General features: G+C 72.6%; 9 protein-coding genes and 1 pseudogene. 7 read left to right on the top strand and 3 right to left on the bottom strand.

The window, feature by feature from the left end; translation table 11 throughout:
* From IE172_RS30175 to mfd, 5 genes and pseudogenes are all read left to right on the top strand, one after another.
* Positions 1–2042 (top strand): annotated as a pseudogene (locus tag IE172_RS30175) (SUKH-4 family immunity protein); the annotation flags it as partial.
* Positions 2043–2246: 204 nt separating this feature from the next.
* The gene (locus tag IE172_RS30170; RefSeq protein WP_229886570.1) at positions 2247–3131 is read left to right on the top strand and encodes a cellulose-binding protein; all 885 of its coding nucleotides are present in this window, start codon (positions 2247–2249) and stop codon (positions 3129–3131) included.
* A 537-nt stretch (positions 3132–3668) separates the two neighbouring features.
* Positions 3669–4457 carry an ABC transporter ATP-binding protein gene (locus IE172_RS30165; protein ID WP_190100509.1) on the top strand — a complete coding sequence of 263 codons (789 nt, stop codon included), beginning with the start codon at positions 3669–3671 and terminating at the stop codon, positions 4455–4457.
* The gene (locus IE172_RS30160) at positions 4454–7033 is read left to right on the top strand and encodes an ABC transporter permease (protein ID WP_190100508.1); all 2580 of its coding nucleotides are present in this window, start codon (positions 4454–4456) and stop codon (positions 7031–7033) included. Before IE172_RS30165 ends, IE172_RS30160 begins: the two co-directional genes overlap by 4 nt.
* Positions 7034–7299: 266 nt before the next feature.
* Complete coding sequence (gene mfd, locus IE172_RS30155; RefSeq protein ID WP_190100507.1) at positions 7300–10857, top strand: transcription-repair coupling factor; 3558 nt, start codon at positions 7300–7302, stop codon at positions 10855–10857.
* A 104-nt stretch (positions 10858–10961) separates the two neighbouring features.
* On the opposite strand, the gene IE172_RS30150 is transcribed toward mfd, so the two are convergent.
* Positions 10962–11147 (bottom strand): antitoxin, encoded by a 186-nt coding sequence (locus IE172_RS30150; protein WP_190100506.1) that lies wholly within the window; start codon positions 11145–11147, stop codon positions 10962–10964.
* A 175-nt stretch (positions 11148–11322) separates the two neighbouring features.
* On the opposite strand from IE172_RS30150, the gene IE172_RS30145 reads away from it, so the two are divergent.
* Together IE172_RS30145 and IE172_RS30140 are read left to right on the top strand one after the other, a co-directional pair.
* Positions 11323–12090, top strand: a complete 768-nt coding sequence (locus tag IE172_RS30145; RefSeq protein ID WP_190100546.1) for an HNH endonuclease family protein — start codon at positions 11323–11325, stop codon at positions 12088–12090.
* Between the two features lie 211 nt (positions 12091–12301).
* Positions 12302–13792, top strand: a complete 1491-nt coding sequence (locus IE172_RS30140; RefSeq protein ID WP_190100505.1) for a glucose/sorbosone family PQQ-dependent dehydrogenase — start codon at positions 12302–12304, stop codon at positions 13790–13792.
* A gap of 88 nt (positions 13793–13880) precedes the next feature.
* Here the strand turns inward: IE172_RS30140 and IE172_RS30135 are convergent, their stop codons facing one another.
* Both IE172_RS30135 and IE172_RS30130 read right to left on the bottom strand, forming a co-directional pair.
* The gene (locus tag IE172_RS30135) at positions 13881–14681 is read right to left on the bottom strand and encodes a hypothetical protein (protein ID WP_190100504.1); all 801 of its coding nucleotides are present in this window, start codon (positions 14679–14681) and stop codon (positions 13881–13883) included.
* A 23-nt stretch (positions 14682–14704) separates the two neighbouring features.
* Positions 14705–15211: a hypothetical protein gene (locus IE172_RS30130; protein ID WP_190100503.1), complete on the bottom strand. Its 507-nt coding sequence runs from the start codon at positions 15209–15211 to the stop codon at positions 14705–14707.
* Between the last annotated feature and the right edge of the window lie 154 nt (positions 15212–15365).

The following is a 15365-nucleotide window of genomic DNA, read 5'->3' as shown; positions in this document are numbered from 1 at the left end:
GTCCGGAGCCGCGGGACGCGCGGCCGGCCGGTTCGGGTCCGGAGCCGCGGGACGCGCGGCCGGCCGGTTCGGGTCCGCGGGACGCCGTACCGGGTTCCGGTGCGGAGGGCGCGGCGCCGGGTGCGGTCGCCGGGGCCGGTGGCGGGCCGGCGTGGCCTGCCGCGGGCGGTTCCGGGGCGGACGGCGGCGGGGCCGCGGGGGCGACTCCGTGGGCCGGTACGGACACCAATGCCGATGTCGGCGAGGACCGTTCCGTGCCGCTGCCGGAGACGGTGTTCGCGCAGCAGCTGGGCGAGCCGGGTGAGGACGCCCCGCCGTCGTCGCCGGCGGCGGAGGCGCGGACGGCGTTGATCGCGGGTGGCAGCCGGCTCCCGCCGACGGCTGTCGCTCCGGCGGTGCCGGGTGCGGCCGAGGGGCGGGGGACGCCGCCGCCTCCGGCCGGTCCGGGTGTGCCGGAGCGGCCGCTCGCGCCGAACGCGGGTGACATCGCGGACGCCGCGACGAGCAGGGCGACGCCGCCGCCGCGGCGGGGCGCGGGTCCGACGACGCCGCCCCCTCCGGGTGCGCCGGGGACCCCGGGCGCGCGGCCGGGCGGCTCGCCGGCGGGCGGGTACGTGCCGACGCAGATGGTGTCGTCGCTGGGCCCGGAGGGGACGGCCGAGTCGTCCGCGTCGGGTGCGCCGACCCCGCCGCCCGGTGCGCCGGGCGTGCCCGGTGGTACGCCGCCGGGTGCGGTGCAGCATGCGGCGACGGTGTTCGCCGACCCGGGCGGGCCGGCGACGCCCGTGCCCCCGGGTCCCCCCGGTGCTCCGGGTGCTCCGCAGCCGCCCGGTGCTCCCGCCGCTCCGGGTGCGGCGGGGGGCGGGCGCGCGCCGGTGCACCACGCGGAGACGGTGCTGGCCGCGCCCCCGGTGGGCGGCCCCGGTGTGCCTCCGCCGCCGGCTCCGCCCGGTGTGCCGGGGGGCGTTCCCCCGGTGCCGCCGGGAGCCGTGCCGCCGCCGGGTACGCCTCCGCCCGGTGTTCCGGGGCAGCCGCCGGCGTACGGGTATCCGCCGCAGCCGGCCGGCCTGCCGACGGTGGGCCCCGGCTACCAGGCCGTGCTGCGCTACCGGGCGCAGGACGGCAGTGAGCAGCAGCTGATCCGGCGTTCGGCGCCGGGTACGCCGCATCCGGAGTGGCAGATCTTCCACGAGCTGCGCGCCATGAACGTGCCGCCGGACCAGGTGCTGGAGCTGCACACCGAGCTGGAGTCGTGCGCGCTGCCGGGTGCGTACTGTGCGCGGATGATCCGGGAGCAGTGGCCGCAGGCGCGGATCACGTCGATCGCGCCGTACGGCACGGATCATGCGAGCCGTCAGCAGGGTATGGGGCAACTGCTCGCTCATCAGGGTGAGTTGCATCAGGTGGCGGACGGTCCGGCGCGTCCGGCGCCGGTGCGGGCGCCGATTCCTCCCGTGCCGCCGGCGCCGCCGGTGCCGCCGGAGGCGATCGCGCAGGAGCTGGCGGGGGCTTTCGGGCCGGGGTTGTTCCGGTTCGAGCAGGCCGCGGTGTCCCGGCAGGGTGTGCCGCCGGTCGTGGCGCACACGCTGGTGGTGGCGGGGCTGCCGATGGACATGGGCCCGTTCTTCTGGGCGCAGGCGCAGCCGGGCCGTCCGGTGCCGACGCTGGCGGAGCTGGCGGTGGAGCGGGGTGTGCAGGCGGCCCCGGACGCGGGCTCGTACCTGGTGATGGGCAGTGACTTCGGCAAGGCGATCTGTGTGCAGTACGGCACGGCGAACATCGTCGCGGTGCCGGTGGAGGCCGGGCCGGGCGGTGTGTCCGTGCCGCCGCAGTTCGTGAACACGGGTCTGCCGGAGTTCGCGCGGTGTCTGGCGCTGCTGGGCCGGATGTGGCGGTTGCGGTTCGGGCTGAATCAGGAGCAGGCGGGCCGCTGGACGGTGGATTTCCAGGCGCAGTTGGCCGCGCTGGACCCGGCGGCGCTGGGTTCGCCGGAGAGCTGGTGGTCGGTGCTGCTGGAGCAGATGTGGGACGGGTTGCTGTGACCTGTTGTCGCTGAACCCCGTGTGAGGTCAGGAAGCCGGGCCCGGTCGGAAGGACGACCGGGCCCGGCTTCTGCGTGTCCTCTGTGCGGAGTGTCGCGTTATGAACCCTTCCGTGTGATCCATCAAGATGTGCGCGATTCATCCCATTTCGTGCTCGGTGGTCGTGCTGGGCTTCGAGTCCGTCGGTGAAAGAGGGGTTCCAGGGTGAGCAGCGCATCGGTGTCGTCGCAGGGCTTCGAGGTCGTACGGGGGCGTGGTTACCGTCCTTTGCAGGTGATCGCGTACGTGGAGGCCCTCTCGAAGGAACGTGACGCGGCCTGGGAGCGGGCGGCTCGGCTCACCGTGCTCGCCAGGGAGATGGAGGAAGGGCTGGAGCTGCTGCGGGCGCGGGTGGCGGCGCTGCCCGAGCAGACGTACGAGTCGCTGGGGGAGAGCGCGAGGCGGCTGTTCGAGTTGGCGGGGGAGGAGGCGACGGCCGTGCGGGAGGGGGCCCGGCAGCACGCGCGGGACGTCATGGACCTGGCGCGGCACGAGGCGGCCGGTGTGCGGGAGGCGGCGCGCGCGTACGCGGACGCGGTGCGCGCCGACGCCGACGCCTGTGCCGGTGAGCGGCTGGACGCGGCCCGCGCGGAGGCCGACGGGATCCGGATCGGGGCCCGGCTGGAGGTGAAGGAGCAGCGCGGGCGGACGCTGGCGGAGGTGCGGGAGATGCGGGAGCGCACGTCGCGGACGCTCGCCGAGGTGGCCGGCGAGCAGGCGGAGCGGATGGACGCGGTGGAGCGGGAGGAGGCCGCGCGGGTGGCCGAGCTGGCCGCCCGTCAGGCGGAGGCGGAGGCGCGTGCGGAGCGTGAGCTGGCCGAGGCGCGGCAGGTGTTCGCCGAGGCGGAGGAGGAGGCGCGCCGCCGCGCGGAGGAGGCGCGGGAGCGGGCGGCGGAAGTGCTCGACGAGGCGCGGGTGCGCGCGGAGGGCATCGGGCGGGAGACCGAGCGGGTGCTGCGCGACCACGCCGACCGCCGGGAGGACGTGCAGACCCACATGGACCACGTGTGCGCCAGCCTCAGTGCGCTGACGGGCCGGATGGTGGACTGATCCGGCACCCGTCCCCCCTCGGGGGTGCGGGGGGACGGCGGCCCGCTCAAGGGCGGTGGCGGGAAGCGGGGTTGCACCTGACGCAGGGGAAGGGTGGAGGCTTGGACGGGCCGTCGGACGGCCCGTCGGGAGAGCGGTCGGGGGTGCGCCGGGAGGTGGTGGGGGGGCGTCGGGAGGTCCGTCGTATGGCCCTGGAGGAGGAGGCGACCCCGAGACGGGCTCCGCACTTCGGCGGACTGCCCCTAGGGGTACCTCCGTACTACGGCTCGGGGAGGGTTCGTACCGGCGGAGGACGTGACGGGGCGGGAGCCGTCCTTAATCTGGCCTTACGCCATCGGGGGGTGGCGGAGCACAGCACCGGGGGTGGGGTTTTCCCCAGGGCAAGACTGCGCTGAGCACCAGCGCGCCCGGCCCGCCTCCACCGCCACACTGAGGCACACCGCACGAACACGCACCGGGCACGCCCCGGACGGCCGCCGGGTACGACGGGGCCGCGGGGAAGTGCATCCACTCGTTGACCGACTTAGGAGACTTACCGTGACATCGGCTGTGACCATTCCCAGGCACGGGGGCACTGGCGGGAGCACGGCCGTTGCCGCGCGGGCGCGGCAGGTCGTGAAGGCGTACGGGTCCGGTGAGACCCGGGTCGTCGCCCTCGACCACGTCGACGTGGACATCGCCCGCGGCCGTTTCACCGCGATCATGGGCCCCTCGGGGTCCGGCAAGTCCACCCTGATGCACTGCCTCGCCGGCCTCGACACGGTGACGTCCGGGCAGATCTACCTGGACGAGACCGAGATCACCGGGCTGAAGGACAAGAAGCTCACCCGGCTGCGCCGGGACCGGATCGGGTTCATCTTCCAGGCGTTCAACCTGCTGCCGACGCTGAACGCCATCGAGAACATCACGCTGCCCATGGACATCGCCGGCCGCAAGCCCGACAAGGCGTGGCTGGACCGGGTGGTGGAGACCGTCGGCCTCGCCGGACGGCTCAGGCACCGGCCGACGCAGCTCTCCGGCGGGCAGCAGCAGCGGGTCGCCGTGGCGCGGGCCCTGGCCGCCCGGCCGGAGATCATCTTCGGGGACGAGCCGACCGGCAACCTCGACTCCCGCGCCGGCGCCGAGGTCCTCGGCTTCCTGCGCCGCTCGGTCGACGAACTGGGCCAGACCATCGTCATGGTCACCCACGACCCCGTCGCCGCCTCCTACGCGGACCGGGTGCTGTACCTCGCCGACGGCCGCATCGTCGACGAGATGCACCAGCCGACCGCCGAGCAGGTCCTGGACCGCATGAAGGACTTCGACGCCCGGGGGCGCACGTCATGACCGTCCTCAAAACCTCGATGCGCAACTTCTTCGCGCACAAGGGCCGCATGGCGCTGTCGGCGGTGGCGGTGCTGCTGTCGGTGGCGTTCGTCTGCGGGACGCTGGTGTTCACGGACACCATGAACACGACGTTCGACAAGCTGTTCGCGGCCACGTCGTCGGACGTCACGGTCAGCTCCAAGAGCGCCTCCGACGGCGGCGAGACCACCTCCGGCACCGGCAAGCCGCCCGTCATACCGGCCTCCGTGCTCGACGAGGTGCGCGGCGCGGACGGCGTGAAGTCGGTCGAGGGCACCGTGTTCTCCACCTCGGTGACCGTCGTCGACGGCGACAAGGACAGTCTTTCGCCGACCAGCGGCGGCCCGACCATCGTCGGCAACTGGAACGCCAACGACGCCCGCACCATGGACATCACCTCCGGCGCGGCGCCCGCCGGCGCCGACCAGGTCATGGTCGACGCGGACACCGCCGACAAGCACGACCTGAAGCTCGGTGACGAGATCGGCGTGATCAGCGCGGTCGGCACGCACCTGGCGAAGGTCTCCGGCATCGCCGACTTCACCGTCACCAACCCCGGTGCCGCGATGTTCTTCCTGGACCTCGCGACCGCGCAGCGGACCCTGGTCGGCGAGAGCGGCGTCTACACCAACGTCAACGTCACCGCCGAGGACGGCGTCAGCGACGAGCGGCTGAAGGAGAACGTCCTGGCCGCGCTCGGCGGCGCGTACAAGGTGCAGACCGCCAAGGAGACCGCGGACGCCAACAAGGAGAGCGTCGGCGAGTTCATGAACGTCATGAAGTACGCCATGCTCGGCTTCGCCGGGATCGCCTTCCTCGTCGGCATCTTCCTGATCATCAACACCTTCTCCATGCTGGTCGCCCAGCGCACCCGGGAGATCGGCCTGATGCGGGCGATCGGCTCGTCCCGCAAGCAGGTCAACCGCTCGGTGCTGGTCGAGGCGCTGCTGCTCGGCGTGATCGGCTCGGTCCTCGGTGTCGGCGCGGGCATCGGTCTCGCCGTCGGCCTGATGAAGCTCATGGGCCTGATGGGCATGGAACTGTCCACGAACGACCTCACCGTCGCCTGGACGACCCCGGCGCTCGGACTGCTCCTCGGCGTCGTCGTCACCGTCCTCGCCGCCTACCTGCCCGCCCGCCGGGCCGGGAAGATCTCCCCGATGGCCGCGCTGCGCGACGCCGGAACGCCGGCGGACGCCAAGGCCGGCTGGATCCGCGGCGGGATCGGACTGGCCCTCACCGGCGCCGGCGGAGCCTGCCTCTACCTGGCGGGAACCGCCGACAAGGCCACCGACGGCTCCCTGTGGCTGGGCCTGGGCGTGGTGCTGTCCCTGGTCGGCTTCGTCGTCGTCGGCCCGGTGCTGGCGAGCGGTGTGGTCCGCGTCCTCGGCGCGATCCTGCTGCGGGCCTTCGGACCCGTGGGCCGCATGGCCGAGCGCAACGCCCTGCGCAACCCGCGCCGCACCGGCGCGACCGGCGCCGCGCTGATGATCGGCCTGGCGCTGGTGGCGTGCCTGTCCGTGGTCGGCTCCTCCATGGTGGCCTCGGCCACCGAGGAACTCGACAAGACGGTCGGTACGGACTTCATCATCCAGAACGACATGGGCCAGCCGCTGGTCCCGGAGGCCGTGAAGGCCGTCGAGGCGGTCGCGGCCATCGACCGGGTCACCCGGTACAAGTGGACCGAGGCCGACTTCACCACGCCCGACGGCAGGACCACCGACAAGACCGCGATCACCGCGGCCGACCCGACGTACGCCACCGACCTGCGGGTCGAGACCGTCGCCGGGAAGCTCGCCGACGCCTACCGGCCCGACTCGATGTCCGTCCACGAGGACTTCGCCAAGGACCACGACGTCCGCGTCGGCTCCACCATCGAGGTCGCCTTCAAGGACGGCACGACGGGCTCCCTGACGGTCCGGGCCATCACCAGCAGCGAGGCGGTCGTCGACGCGGGCGCGATGTACACGTCCACCGCCACCCTCGCGAAGTACGTGTCGGCCGACAGGATGCCGCTGGACCAGCTGCTCTTCGCCTCGGCGAAGGACGGGCAGAAGGACGCCGCGTACACGGCCCTCAAGGACGCGCTGCACGACTACCCGCAGTACAAGGTGCGCGACCAGACCGACTACAAGGAGGCGCTGCAGGACCAGATCGGCCAGCTGCTGAACATGATCTACGGCCTGCTGGCCCTCGCGATCGTCGTGGCGGTCCTCGGTGTGGTGAACACCCTGGCCCTGTCGGTCGTCGAGCGGACCCGGGAGATCGGCCTGATGCGGGCCATCGGCCTCTCACGCCGGCAGCTGCGCCGCATGATCCGCCTGGAGTCGGTCGTGATCGCCCTCTTCGGTGCCCTGCTGGGCCTCGGACTGGGCATGGGCTGGGGCGCCACCGCCCAGCAGCTGCTCGCCCTGGAGGGCCTGAAGGTCCTCGACATCCCGTGGCCGACGATCATCGGGGTGTTCATCGGGTCGGCGTTCGTGGGCCTCTTCGCGGCCCTGGTCCCGGCCTTCCGCGCCGGCCGCATGAACGTCCTGAACGCCATCGCCACCGACTAGCCACCGCACACGGGGGTTGCGGGGGAACACCGGCGCCGGAGAGTCCTCGGGGGACTCTCCGGCGCCGGTGCGTGCCAGCCGTTCCCGCCCACGGGCGCCGGGTGCGCGGTCACCCGGGGCCCGGTCCGGCCGCCCGGTGGCGCGGGGAGCGGTCGTCGCCCACAGCCCCCGCGGCCGGGGACGCGCCGACGTACCCTGGACACCCCCGGCCCGCAGCGCGCGTCGGGCCCGTCGTGTTGCACACCCCCGGACGGAAAGCGCCCCGAATGAGCCTGCACGGTCTGCTCGACGCCGTAGTCAAGGACACCGCCCTCGCGGAGGCCGTCGCGGCCGCCGCGGACGGCAACCGCATGCACGTCGACCTGGTCGGCCCGCCCGCGGCCCGCCCCTTCGCCGTCGCCGCCCTGGCCCGCGACACCGGCCGCCCCGTCCTCGCGGTGACGGCCACCGGCCGCGAGGCGGAGGACCTGGCCGCGGCCCTGCGCTCCCTGCTCCCGCCCGAGGGCGTCGTGGAGTACCCGTCCTGGGAGACCCTCCCGCACGAGCGCCTCAGCCCCCGCAGCGACACCGTCGGACGCCGCCTCGCCGTCCTGCGCCGCCTGGCCCACCCCCGCCCCGACGACCCCGAGACCGGCCCGGTCTCCGTCGTCGTGGCGCCCGTACGGTCCGTGCTCCAGCCGCAGGTCAAAGGCCTGGGCGACCTGGAGCCGGTCTCGTTGCGGACCGGACACAGCGCCGACCTGAACGAGGTCGTCGAAGCCCTCGCCGCCGCCGCGTACGCGCGCGTGGAGCTCGTCGAGAAGCGCGGCGAGTTCGCCGTACGGGGCGGCATCCTCGACGTGTTCCCGCCGACCGAGGAACACCCCCTGCGCGTCGAGTTCTGGGGCGACGACGTCGAGGAGATCCGCTACTTCAAGGTCGCCGACCAGCGCTCCCTGGAGGTCGCCGAGCACGGCCTGTGGGCGCCGCCCTGCCGTGAACTGCTGCTCACCGACGAGGTGCGGGAGCGGGCGCGGGTCCTCGCCGAGGAGCACCCGGAGCTGGGCGAGCTGCTCGGGAGGATCGCCGAGGGCATCGCGGTGGAGGGCATGGAGTCCCTGGCGCCCGTCCTCGTCGACGACATGGAGCTGCTGCTGGACGTGCTGCCCGAGGGGTCCATGGCGGTCGTCTGCGACCCGGAGCGGGTGCGCACGCGCGCCTCGGACCTGGTGGCCACCTCGCAGGAGTTCCTCCAGGCGTCCTGGGCGGCCACCGCGGGCGGAGGGGAGGCGCCCATCGACGTCGGCGCGGCCTCCCTGTGGTCCCTCGCGGACGTCCGGGACCGGGCCCGCGAGCTGGGCATGATGTGGTGGTCGGTGTCGCCGTTCGCCGCCGACGAGACGCTGACGTCCGCCGCCGGCGCGGCGGGCGGCCCGGACACCCTCAAGCTCGGCATGCACGCCCCCGAGACCTACCGCGGCGACACCGCGCGGGCGCTCGCCGACACCAAGGGCTGGCTCGCCGACGGCTGGCGCACGGTGTTCGTCACCGAGGGGCACGGCCCGGCCGCCCGCACCGTCGAGGTGCTCGGCGGTGAGGGCATCGCCGCCCGTCTGGACAAGGACCTCGGCGAGATCACCCCGTCCGTGGTGCACGTCTCCTGCGGCTGCATCGACCACGGCTTCGTCGACACCGCGCTCAAGCTCGTGGTCCTCACCGAGACCGACCTGACCGGGCAGAAGGCATCCGGCCGCGAGGGCGCGCGGATGCCGGCCCGGCGGCGCAAGACCATCGACCCGCTCACCCTGGAGTCCGGCGACTACATCGTCCACGAGCAGCACGGCGTCGGCCGGTACATCGAGATGGTGCAGCGCACCGTGCAGGGCGCCACCCGCGAGTACCTGGTCGTGGAGTACGCCCCCGCCAAGCGCGGCCAGCCCGGCGACCGCCTCTACATCCCCACCGACCAGCTGGAGCAGATCACCAAGTACGTCGGCGGCGAGGCCCCCACCCTGCACCGGCTCGGCGGCGCCGACTGGACCAAGACCAAGGCGCGCGCCAAGAAGGCCGTCAAGGAGATCGCCGCCGACCTGATCAAGCTGTACAGCGCCCGGATGGCCGCCCCCGGGCACCCCTTCGGCGCCGACACCCCCTGGCAGCGGGAGCTGGAGGACGCCTTCCCGTACGCGGAGACGCCCGACCAGCTCACCACCATCGCCGAGGTCAAGGAGGACATGGAGAAGACGGTCCCCATGGACCGCCTGATCTGCGGCGACGTCGGCTACGGCAAGACCGAGATCGCGGTCCGGGCCGCCTTCAAGGCCGTCCAGGACGGCAAGCAGGTCGCCGTGCTCGTCCCGACCACGCTGCTGGTGCAGCAGCACTTCGGGACGTTCAGCGAGCGGTACGCGCAGTTCCCGGTGACCGTGAAGGCGCTGTCCCGCTTCCAGTCCGACACCGAGGCCAAAGCGGTCCTGGAGGGCCTGCGGGAGGGGTCGGTGGACGTCGTCATCGGCACCCACCGCCTGTTCTCCTCGGAGACCAGGTTCAAGGACCTGGGCCTGGTCATCGTCGACGAGGAGCAGCGCTTCGGTGTCGAGCACAAGGAGCAGCTGAAGAAGCTGCGCGCCAACGTCGACGTGCTGACCATGTCCGCCACGCCGATCCCGCGCACCCTGGAGATGGCGGTCACCGGCATCCGCGAGATGTCGACGATCACCACCCCGCCGGAGGAGCGCCACCCGGTGCTCACCTTCGTCGGCCCGTACGAGCAGAAGCAGATCGGGGCGGCCGTCCGCCGTGAACTGCTGCGCGAGGGCCAGGTCTTCTACATCCACAACCGGGTCGAGTCGATCGACCGGGCGGCGGCGCGGCTGCGCGAGATCGTGCCGGAGGCGCGGATCGCCACCGCGCACGGCCAGATGTCGGAGTCGGCGCTGGAACAGGTCGTCGTCGACTTCTGGGAGAAGAAGTTCGACGTGCTGGTGTCGACGACGATCGTCGAGTCCGGCATCGACATCTCCAACGCCAACACCCTGATCGTCGAGCGCGGCGACAACTTCGGCCTCAGCCAGCTGCACCAGCTGCGCGGCCGGGTCGGGCGGGGCAGGGAGCGCGGGTACGCCTACTTCCTGTACCCGCCGGAGAAGCCCCTGACGGAGACCGCGCACGAACGCCTCGCGACCATCGCCCAGCACACGGAGATGGGCGCGGGCATGTACGTGGCGATGAAGGACCTGGAGATCCGCGGCGCCGGGAACCTCCTCGGCGGCGAGCAGTCCGGGCACATCGCCGGTGTCGGGTTCGACCTGTACGTGCGGATGGTCGGCGAGGCGGTCGCGGACTACCGGCGGCAGCTGGAGACCGGCGAGATCGAGGAGGAGCCGCCGCTCGAGGTGAAGATCGAGCTGCCCGTCGACGCGCACGTCCCGCACGACTACGCGCCGGGAGAGCGGCTGCGGCTCCAGGCGTACCGGGCGATCGCCTCCGCCAACAGCGAGGAGGACATCACGTCCGTACGGGAGGAGCTGGTCGACCGCTACGGCAAGCTGCCGGAGCCGGTGGAGAACCTGCTGCTGGTGGCGGGCCTGCGGATGCTCGCCCGTGCCTGCGGGGTCGGTGAGGTGGTGCTGCAGGGCAACAACATCCGGTTCGCGCCGGTGGAGTTGCGCGAGTCGCAGGAGCTGCGCCTGAAGCGGCTCTACCCCGGCACGGTCATCAAGCCGGCCGCCCACCAGGTGCTGGTGCCCCGGCCGAAGACCGCGAAGGTGGGCGGCAAGCCGCTGGTCGGCCGGGACCTGCTGGGCTGGGTCGGGGAGTTCCTCACGTCGGTGCTCGGGTCCTGACGCGGAAGCCCGGCAGGGCCGTTGGGCCTCCCGGCGTCCGGAAAGGCACCGGGCCGTCCACGGCGCACGTTCGCCGTGGACGGCCCTGACGGGTGCGTGAGGCCTTACGGCTGGTCGGGGCGGTCGCGGTCCATTCCGAGCCGGCGTTCGGCCTGCTGCTGCGCGGTGTCGATGTGCTGCTCGTGCTTGCCGCCGGTCCTCTCGTTCAGCTTCTTCTCCGCGGTGTCCGAGGCCTGGTGGGCCTTCTGGCGGGCCGCCTTGTTGCTCTTGAACTTGTCGAGGATGCCCATGCGAGTTCCTTCCGGAGAGTGACTCCGTACCGACGATACGCGCGGTGTGCGACGAATGCCCAGAACGGGTGGATTTGGTCTGGACCTCTCGCTCGTTACGGTGAGATCCGGCGTCGGACCGTCCGTGCCGGGGCAGAAGTCGGTGGAGCGAGGGAGGGGCGCGGTGACGCGACACATGGGGTGGGGCAGGAGGATCCGGCACACGGGACCGGCGGTGATCGCCGCGGCGGCCCTGCTCGCCGGCTGCGACGGGCTCCCGGAGGTGGACCCCCCGGCCGGCGGCGGCAGCGGTGAGCCCGCGTCCGACGGGCGCGCCGCGAGCCCGCTGGACAACCCGGACGGCACCCGGCCGGGCCTCGCGCCCGTGACCGGAGAGAAGGACCGTGCCGCGGCCGTCGCTCTCATCGAGAAGGTGACCACCAAGGGCCGCGGCCCGAAGACGGGCTACGAACGGGACGCGTTCGGCTATGCCTGGATGGACACCGCGGACGGGGTGCCGCTGGCGAGGAACGGCTGCGACACGCGCAACGACCTGCTGAAGCTCCACGGGCGCAACGTCGAGTTCCGCAGCGGTTCCACCTGCGTGGTCGTCTCCATGGACCTGTACGACCCGTACACGGGCCAGGACATCGCCTGGAAGAAGGCGAAGGCCGCCGAGGTGCAGATAGACCACGTGGTGCCGCTGTCCTACAGCTGGCAGATGGGCGCGTCGCGCTGGCCGGAGTCCAAGCGCGAGCAGCTCGCGAACGACGCCCTCAACCTGCTCCCCGTCGAGGGCCGCGCCAACTCGGCCAAGTCCGACTCCGGCCCCGCCTCCTGGCTGCCGCCGGACAAGCGGATCCGCTGCTCCTACGCCATCCGCTTCGCCCAGGTGGCCCTCAAGTACGAGATGGCGGTGACGGCGCCCGACAAGGACACCATGCTGGAGCAGTGCGGCGGCTGACGGCCCGGCCCGCGCGCCCCGGCGGCGCACGCGTCCCGGCCTCAACCGCCGGGGCGCCGGGCGCACTTCGAGCCCGGCCCGGCCCATGTGCGCTTCCCCTGCCGGTCACCACCTTCCGTCACCCGAACGGCGCAGCCCCACGGCACTCGGAGTGCCCGAACGGCTACTCCAGGCGACGCTCGGACGGGGGTACATCTCCGGAAGGAACCGCATGCACCACATACTGCGCGGGCCGGTGACGACCGCGGTCGTCCTGGCCCTCGGCGCCTCCCTCACCGGCGCCGCGCTCACGGGCGGAGAACCCTCGGGGAACTCCGACACGACCGCCACCCCGCCCGCCGGCACCCGCACACAGCCCGCCCCGGGCACCTACACCAAACGCGTGGTGGCCACCGGGCTGCAGGACCCCTACGAGATCGTCCGGGGTCCCGACGGGGCCCTGTGGGTCACCGAGAAGAGCGGCAAGAAGGTCACCCGGGTCGACCCCGGGTCGGGCGCCAGGAGCACGCTCCTCAGCCTGCCGGAAGCCGTGCACAGCGAGGGCGGACAGGACGGCGTCCTCGGCCTGGCCGTCGAGCGTCGCGAGAGCGGCGAGGTGTACGCGTACATCTCGTACAGCTACGACATCGACGCCACCCCGGCCGTACAGGCCCGTACCAAGATCGAGCGGTACACGTACGACCCGGACCGGCAGCGGCTGCACAGCCCGAAGGCCGTCATCGCCGGCATGCCGTCCGGCAACGACCACCAGTCGGCGCGGCTGCGCCTGGGCCCCGACGGCAAGCTGTACTACACCATCGGCGACCAGGGCGTGAACCAGTTCGGCAACACCTGCCGGCCCAGCTACGCCATGCGGCTGCCCACCGCCCACGAGGTCGAGGGCCGGGACTGGATCGCCTACCAGGGCAAGACCCTGCGGCTGAACACCGACGGCTCCGTCCCCTCGGACAACCCGCTCCTCGACGGTGTGCGCAGCCACGTCTACACCTACGGCCACCGCAACGCCCAGGGGCTGGCCTTCGGGCCCGACGGCACCCTCTACTCCAACGAGCAGGGGCCGAAGACCGACGACGAGATCAACATCCTCGCCAAGGGCGGCAACTACGGCTGGCCGAACGTCTCCGGCTACCGCGACGACAAGGCGTACGTGTACGCCAACTGGTCCGCCTCCTGGCCCACGCCCTGCGACGAGCTGACCTTCAGCAACTTCGAGATCCCCGAGACGGTCCCGGTGCGGCAGGAGACCGACTTCACCGAGCCCTTCGTGCGGCCGATCCACACCTTCGGCACCGTGGACTCCGACTTCGACTTCCAGAACCCGGACTGCGCCCAGGGCGAGATGTGGTCGGTGTGCTGGCCCACCATCGCCCCCTCCAGCTTCGAGCACTACGGGACGTCCAGGAAGTCCGCCGGGGCCACCGGCACGGGCCTCGCCGGCTGGGAGAACTCCCTGGTCATGACCACCCTCAAGGACGGCACGGTCTACCGCGTCGACCTCACCGGGAACGGAAAGGGCGTCCGCGACGTCACCGAGCTGGTCGTGGAGGAGAACCGCTTCCGCGACACCGAGTTCAGCGCCGACGGCAGGTCCCTCTTCGTGGCGACGGACTCCGCGGGCCCCGTCCGCGACCAGACGGGCGCCCCGTCGACCGACCCCCTGGACAACCCCGGCGCGATCATCGAGTACCGCTGGGAGTCCTGACCCTCCCCGCTCCGCGCCGTGCGGGCGCGGTCCCCGCTCCCGGGGGCCCGCGTCCGCACCGGCCCGCGCCGGGGAGGGCCGGTCCGGCTCAGCTCAGCGTGTCGAGGTCCAGGATCTCGCCCGTGGGCTTCTTCGCCGCGACCGGCGTGCCGTAGTCGGTGAAGGAGAGGGTGCCCGGGTCGGTGGCGGAGGCGCTGTCCAGGCGCAGCAGGTACGGCTCGCCCTCGGTGGCGACGTACAGCGTGAAGCGGTCCTCGCCGTCCTGCGCGGTCAGCGTGATCGCGGGGGTGCCGTCGATCGTCGTGACGGCGCCGCGGGCCGCGTCCGCGTCGCCCTTCTCCGCGCCGCCGAGGACCTCGCCGAGGTCGCAGAAGCCCGCCAGGTCCTCGGCGTCGGCGCCGGTGGCGGACGTCTTCATCCACTTGCCGGCCAGCAGGGCCACGGCCGCGTCGACCTCGCCCCTGGGCTCGCCCTCGCTCTGGGCGCGGAGGAACTTCTCGTCGTAGCGCAGGTAGACGGTGTCACCGGTCTTGATCAGCTCGGCCTCGCCCTGGCCGTCCATCCCCATCGTGCCGGCGCACTCGCCGCGCTTGTCCAGGGCCATGTCGACCTCGATGGCGCCGCCGCTCGCGTCGTCCGGGACGCTGCCCTTCATCCGCAGGGACGGTGCCGCGGTCGTGGCCGCGAAGGCCTTCTCGGCTATCTGACCGCCGGTCAGTCCGGCGAACGGCTCCTCGGGCTTCGGGGAGCTCTTCGGTTCCTTCGCCGTGCTCTGTCCGGCCCGGTCGGCCGGGGAGCCGGTGCTCTCCTTGTCACCGCCCGCGCAGCCGGTGAGGCCGGTGGCCGTCACGGCGGCGAGAGCGAGGGCGGCGAGTGCGGTGCGACGCATGATGGGATCTCCTCCGCGGATGATTAGAAGGTGCCGTTGCCGAGGAGTTCACCCTCGGCGTCGTAGACGGTGACGAGGCCGTTCTCGCTCTGCTTCCAGTCGGCGAACGCGGAGGCGATGAGCTTGGCGGGGCCCGTGCCCTGGCCCATGATCCCGCCGGTGAAGTCGGTGTAGACGTCGGCGGCGTCCAGGATGTCGTTCTGCTCCTCGGCGCCCTGCACCTTGGTGACGTGGGCGACCGCTTCCTTCTCCTGGGGCGTGCCGTTCTTCCGCACGAACGCCTTGAACTGCTCGTCCTGGGAGGCCTTCTCGGCGGCCTTGCCGGCGCCGCTCTTGTCGCCGGTCTTGCCGTCGGCCGGCTTCGCGTCGGCGCCGCTGCCCGGGTCGGCCCCGCCCGGCTGCTGCTGCGCCGAGACGGAGGAGCCCTTGCCGGCGGAACCGCCGTCCGCGTCGCCCGAGTTCGCCGAGACGGCACCGATGACGACGACCCCCACGACGGCGCCCAGCACGATCTTGCTCTTCATACCCATGACTGTGTCCCCTCCGCGAAAACGGCGGCCGCCCCCTTTCGGCAGGCCGCTCGTTCGCCGGGTCAATGACAGCAGAGAGTGTGAACCGAGTCAACACGGTTCACATGAGTGTTGCGATGCACGCTCGTGAACCCGCCGTTCTCGCATACGTCGG

Source organism: Streptomyces griseoflavus (assembly GCF_014649995.1).
Classification (GTDB): Bacteria; Actinomycetota; Actinomycetes; order Streptomycetales; family Streptomycetaceae; genus Streptomyces; species Streptomyces griseoflavus.
The sequence above is the reverse complement of the archived record's forward strand: the minus strand, read 5'-3'. Positions and strand labels throughout refer to the sequence as shown.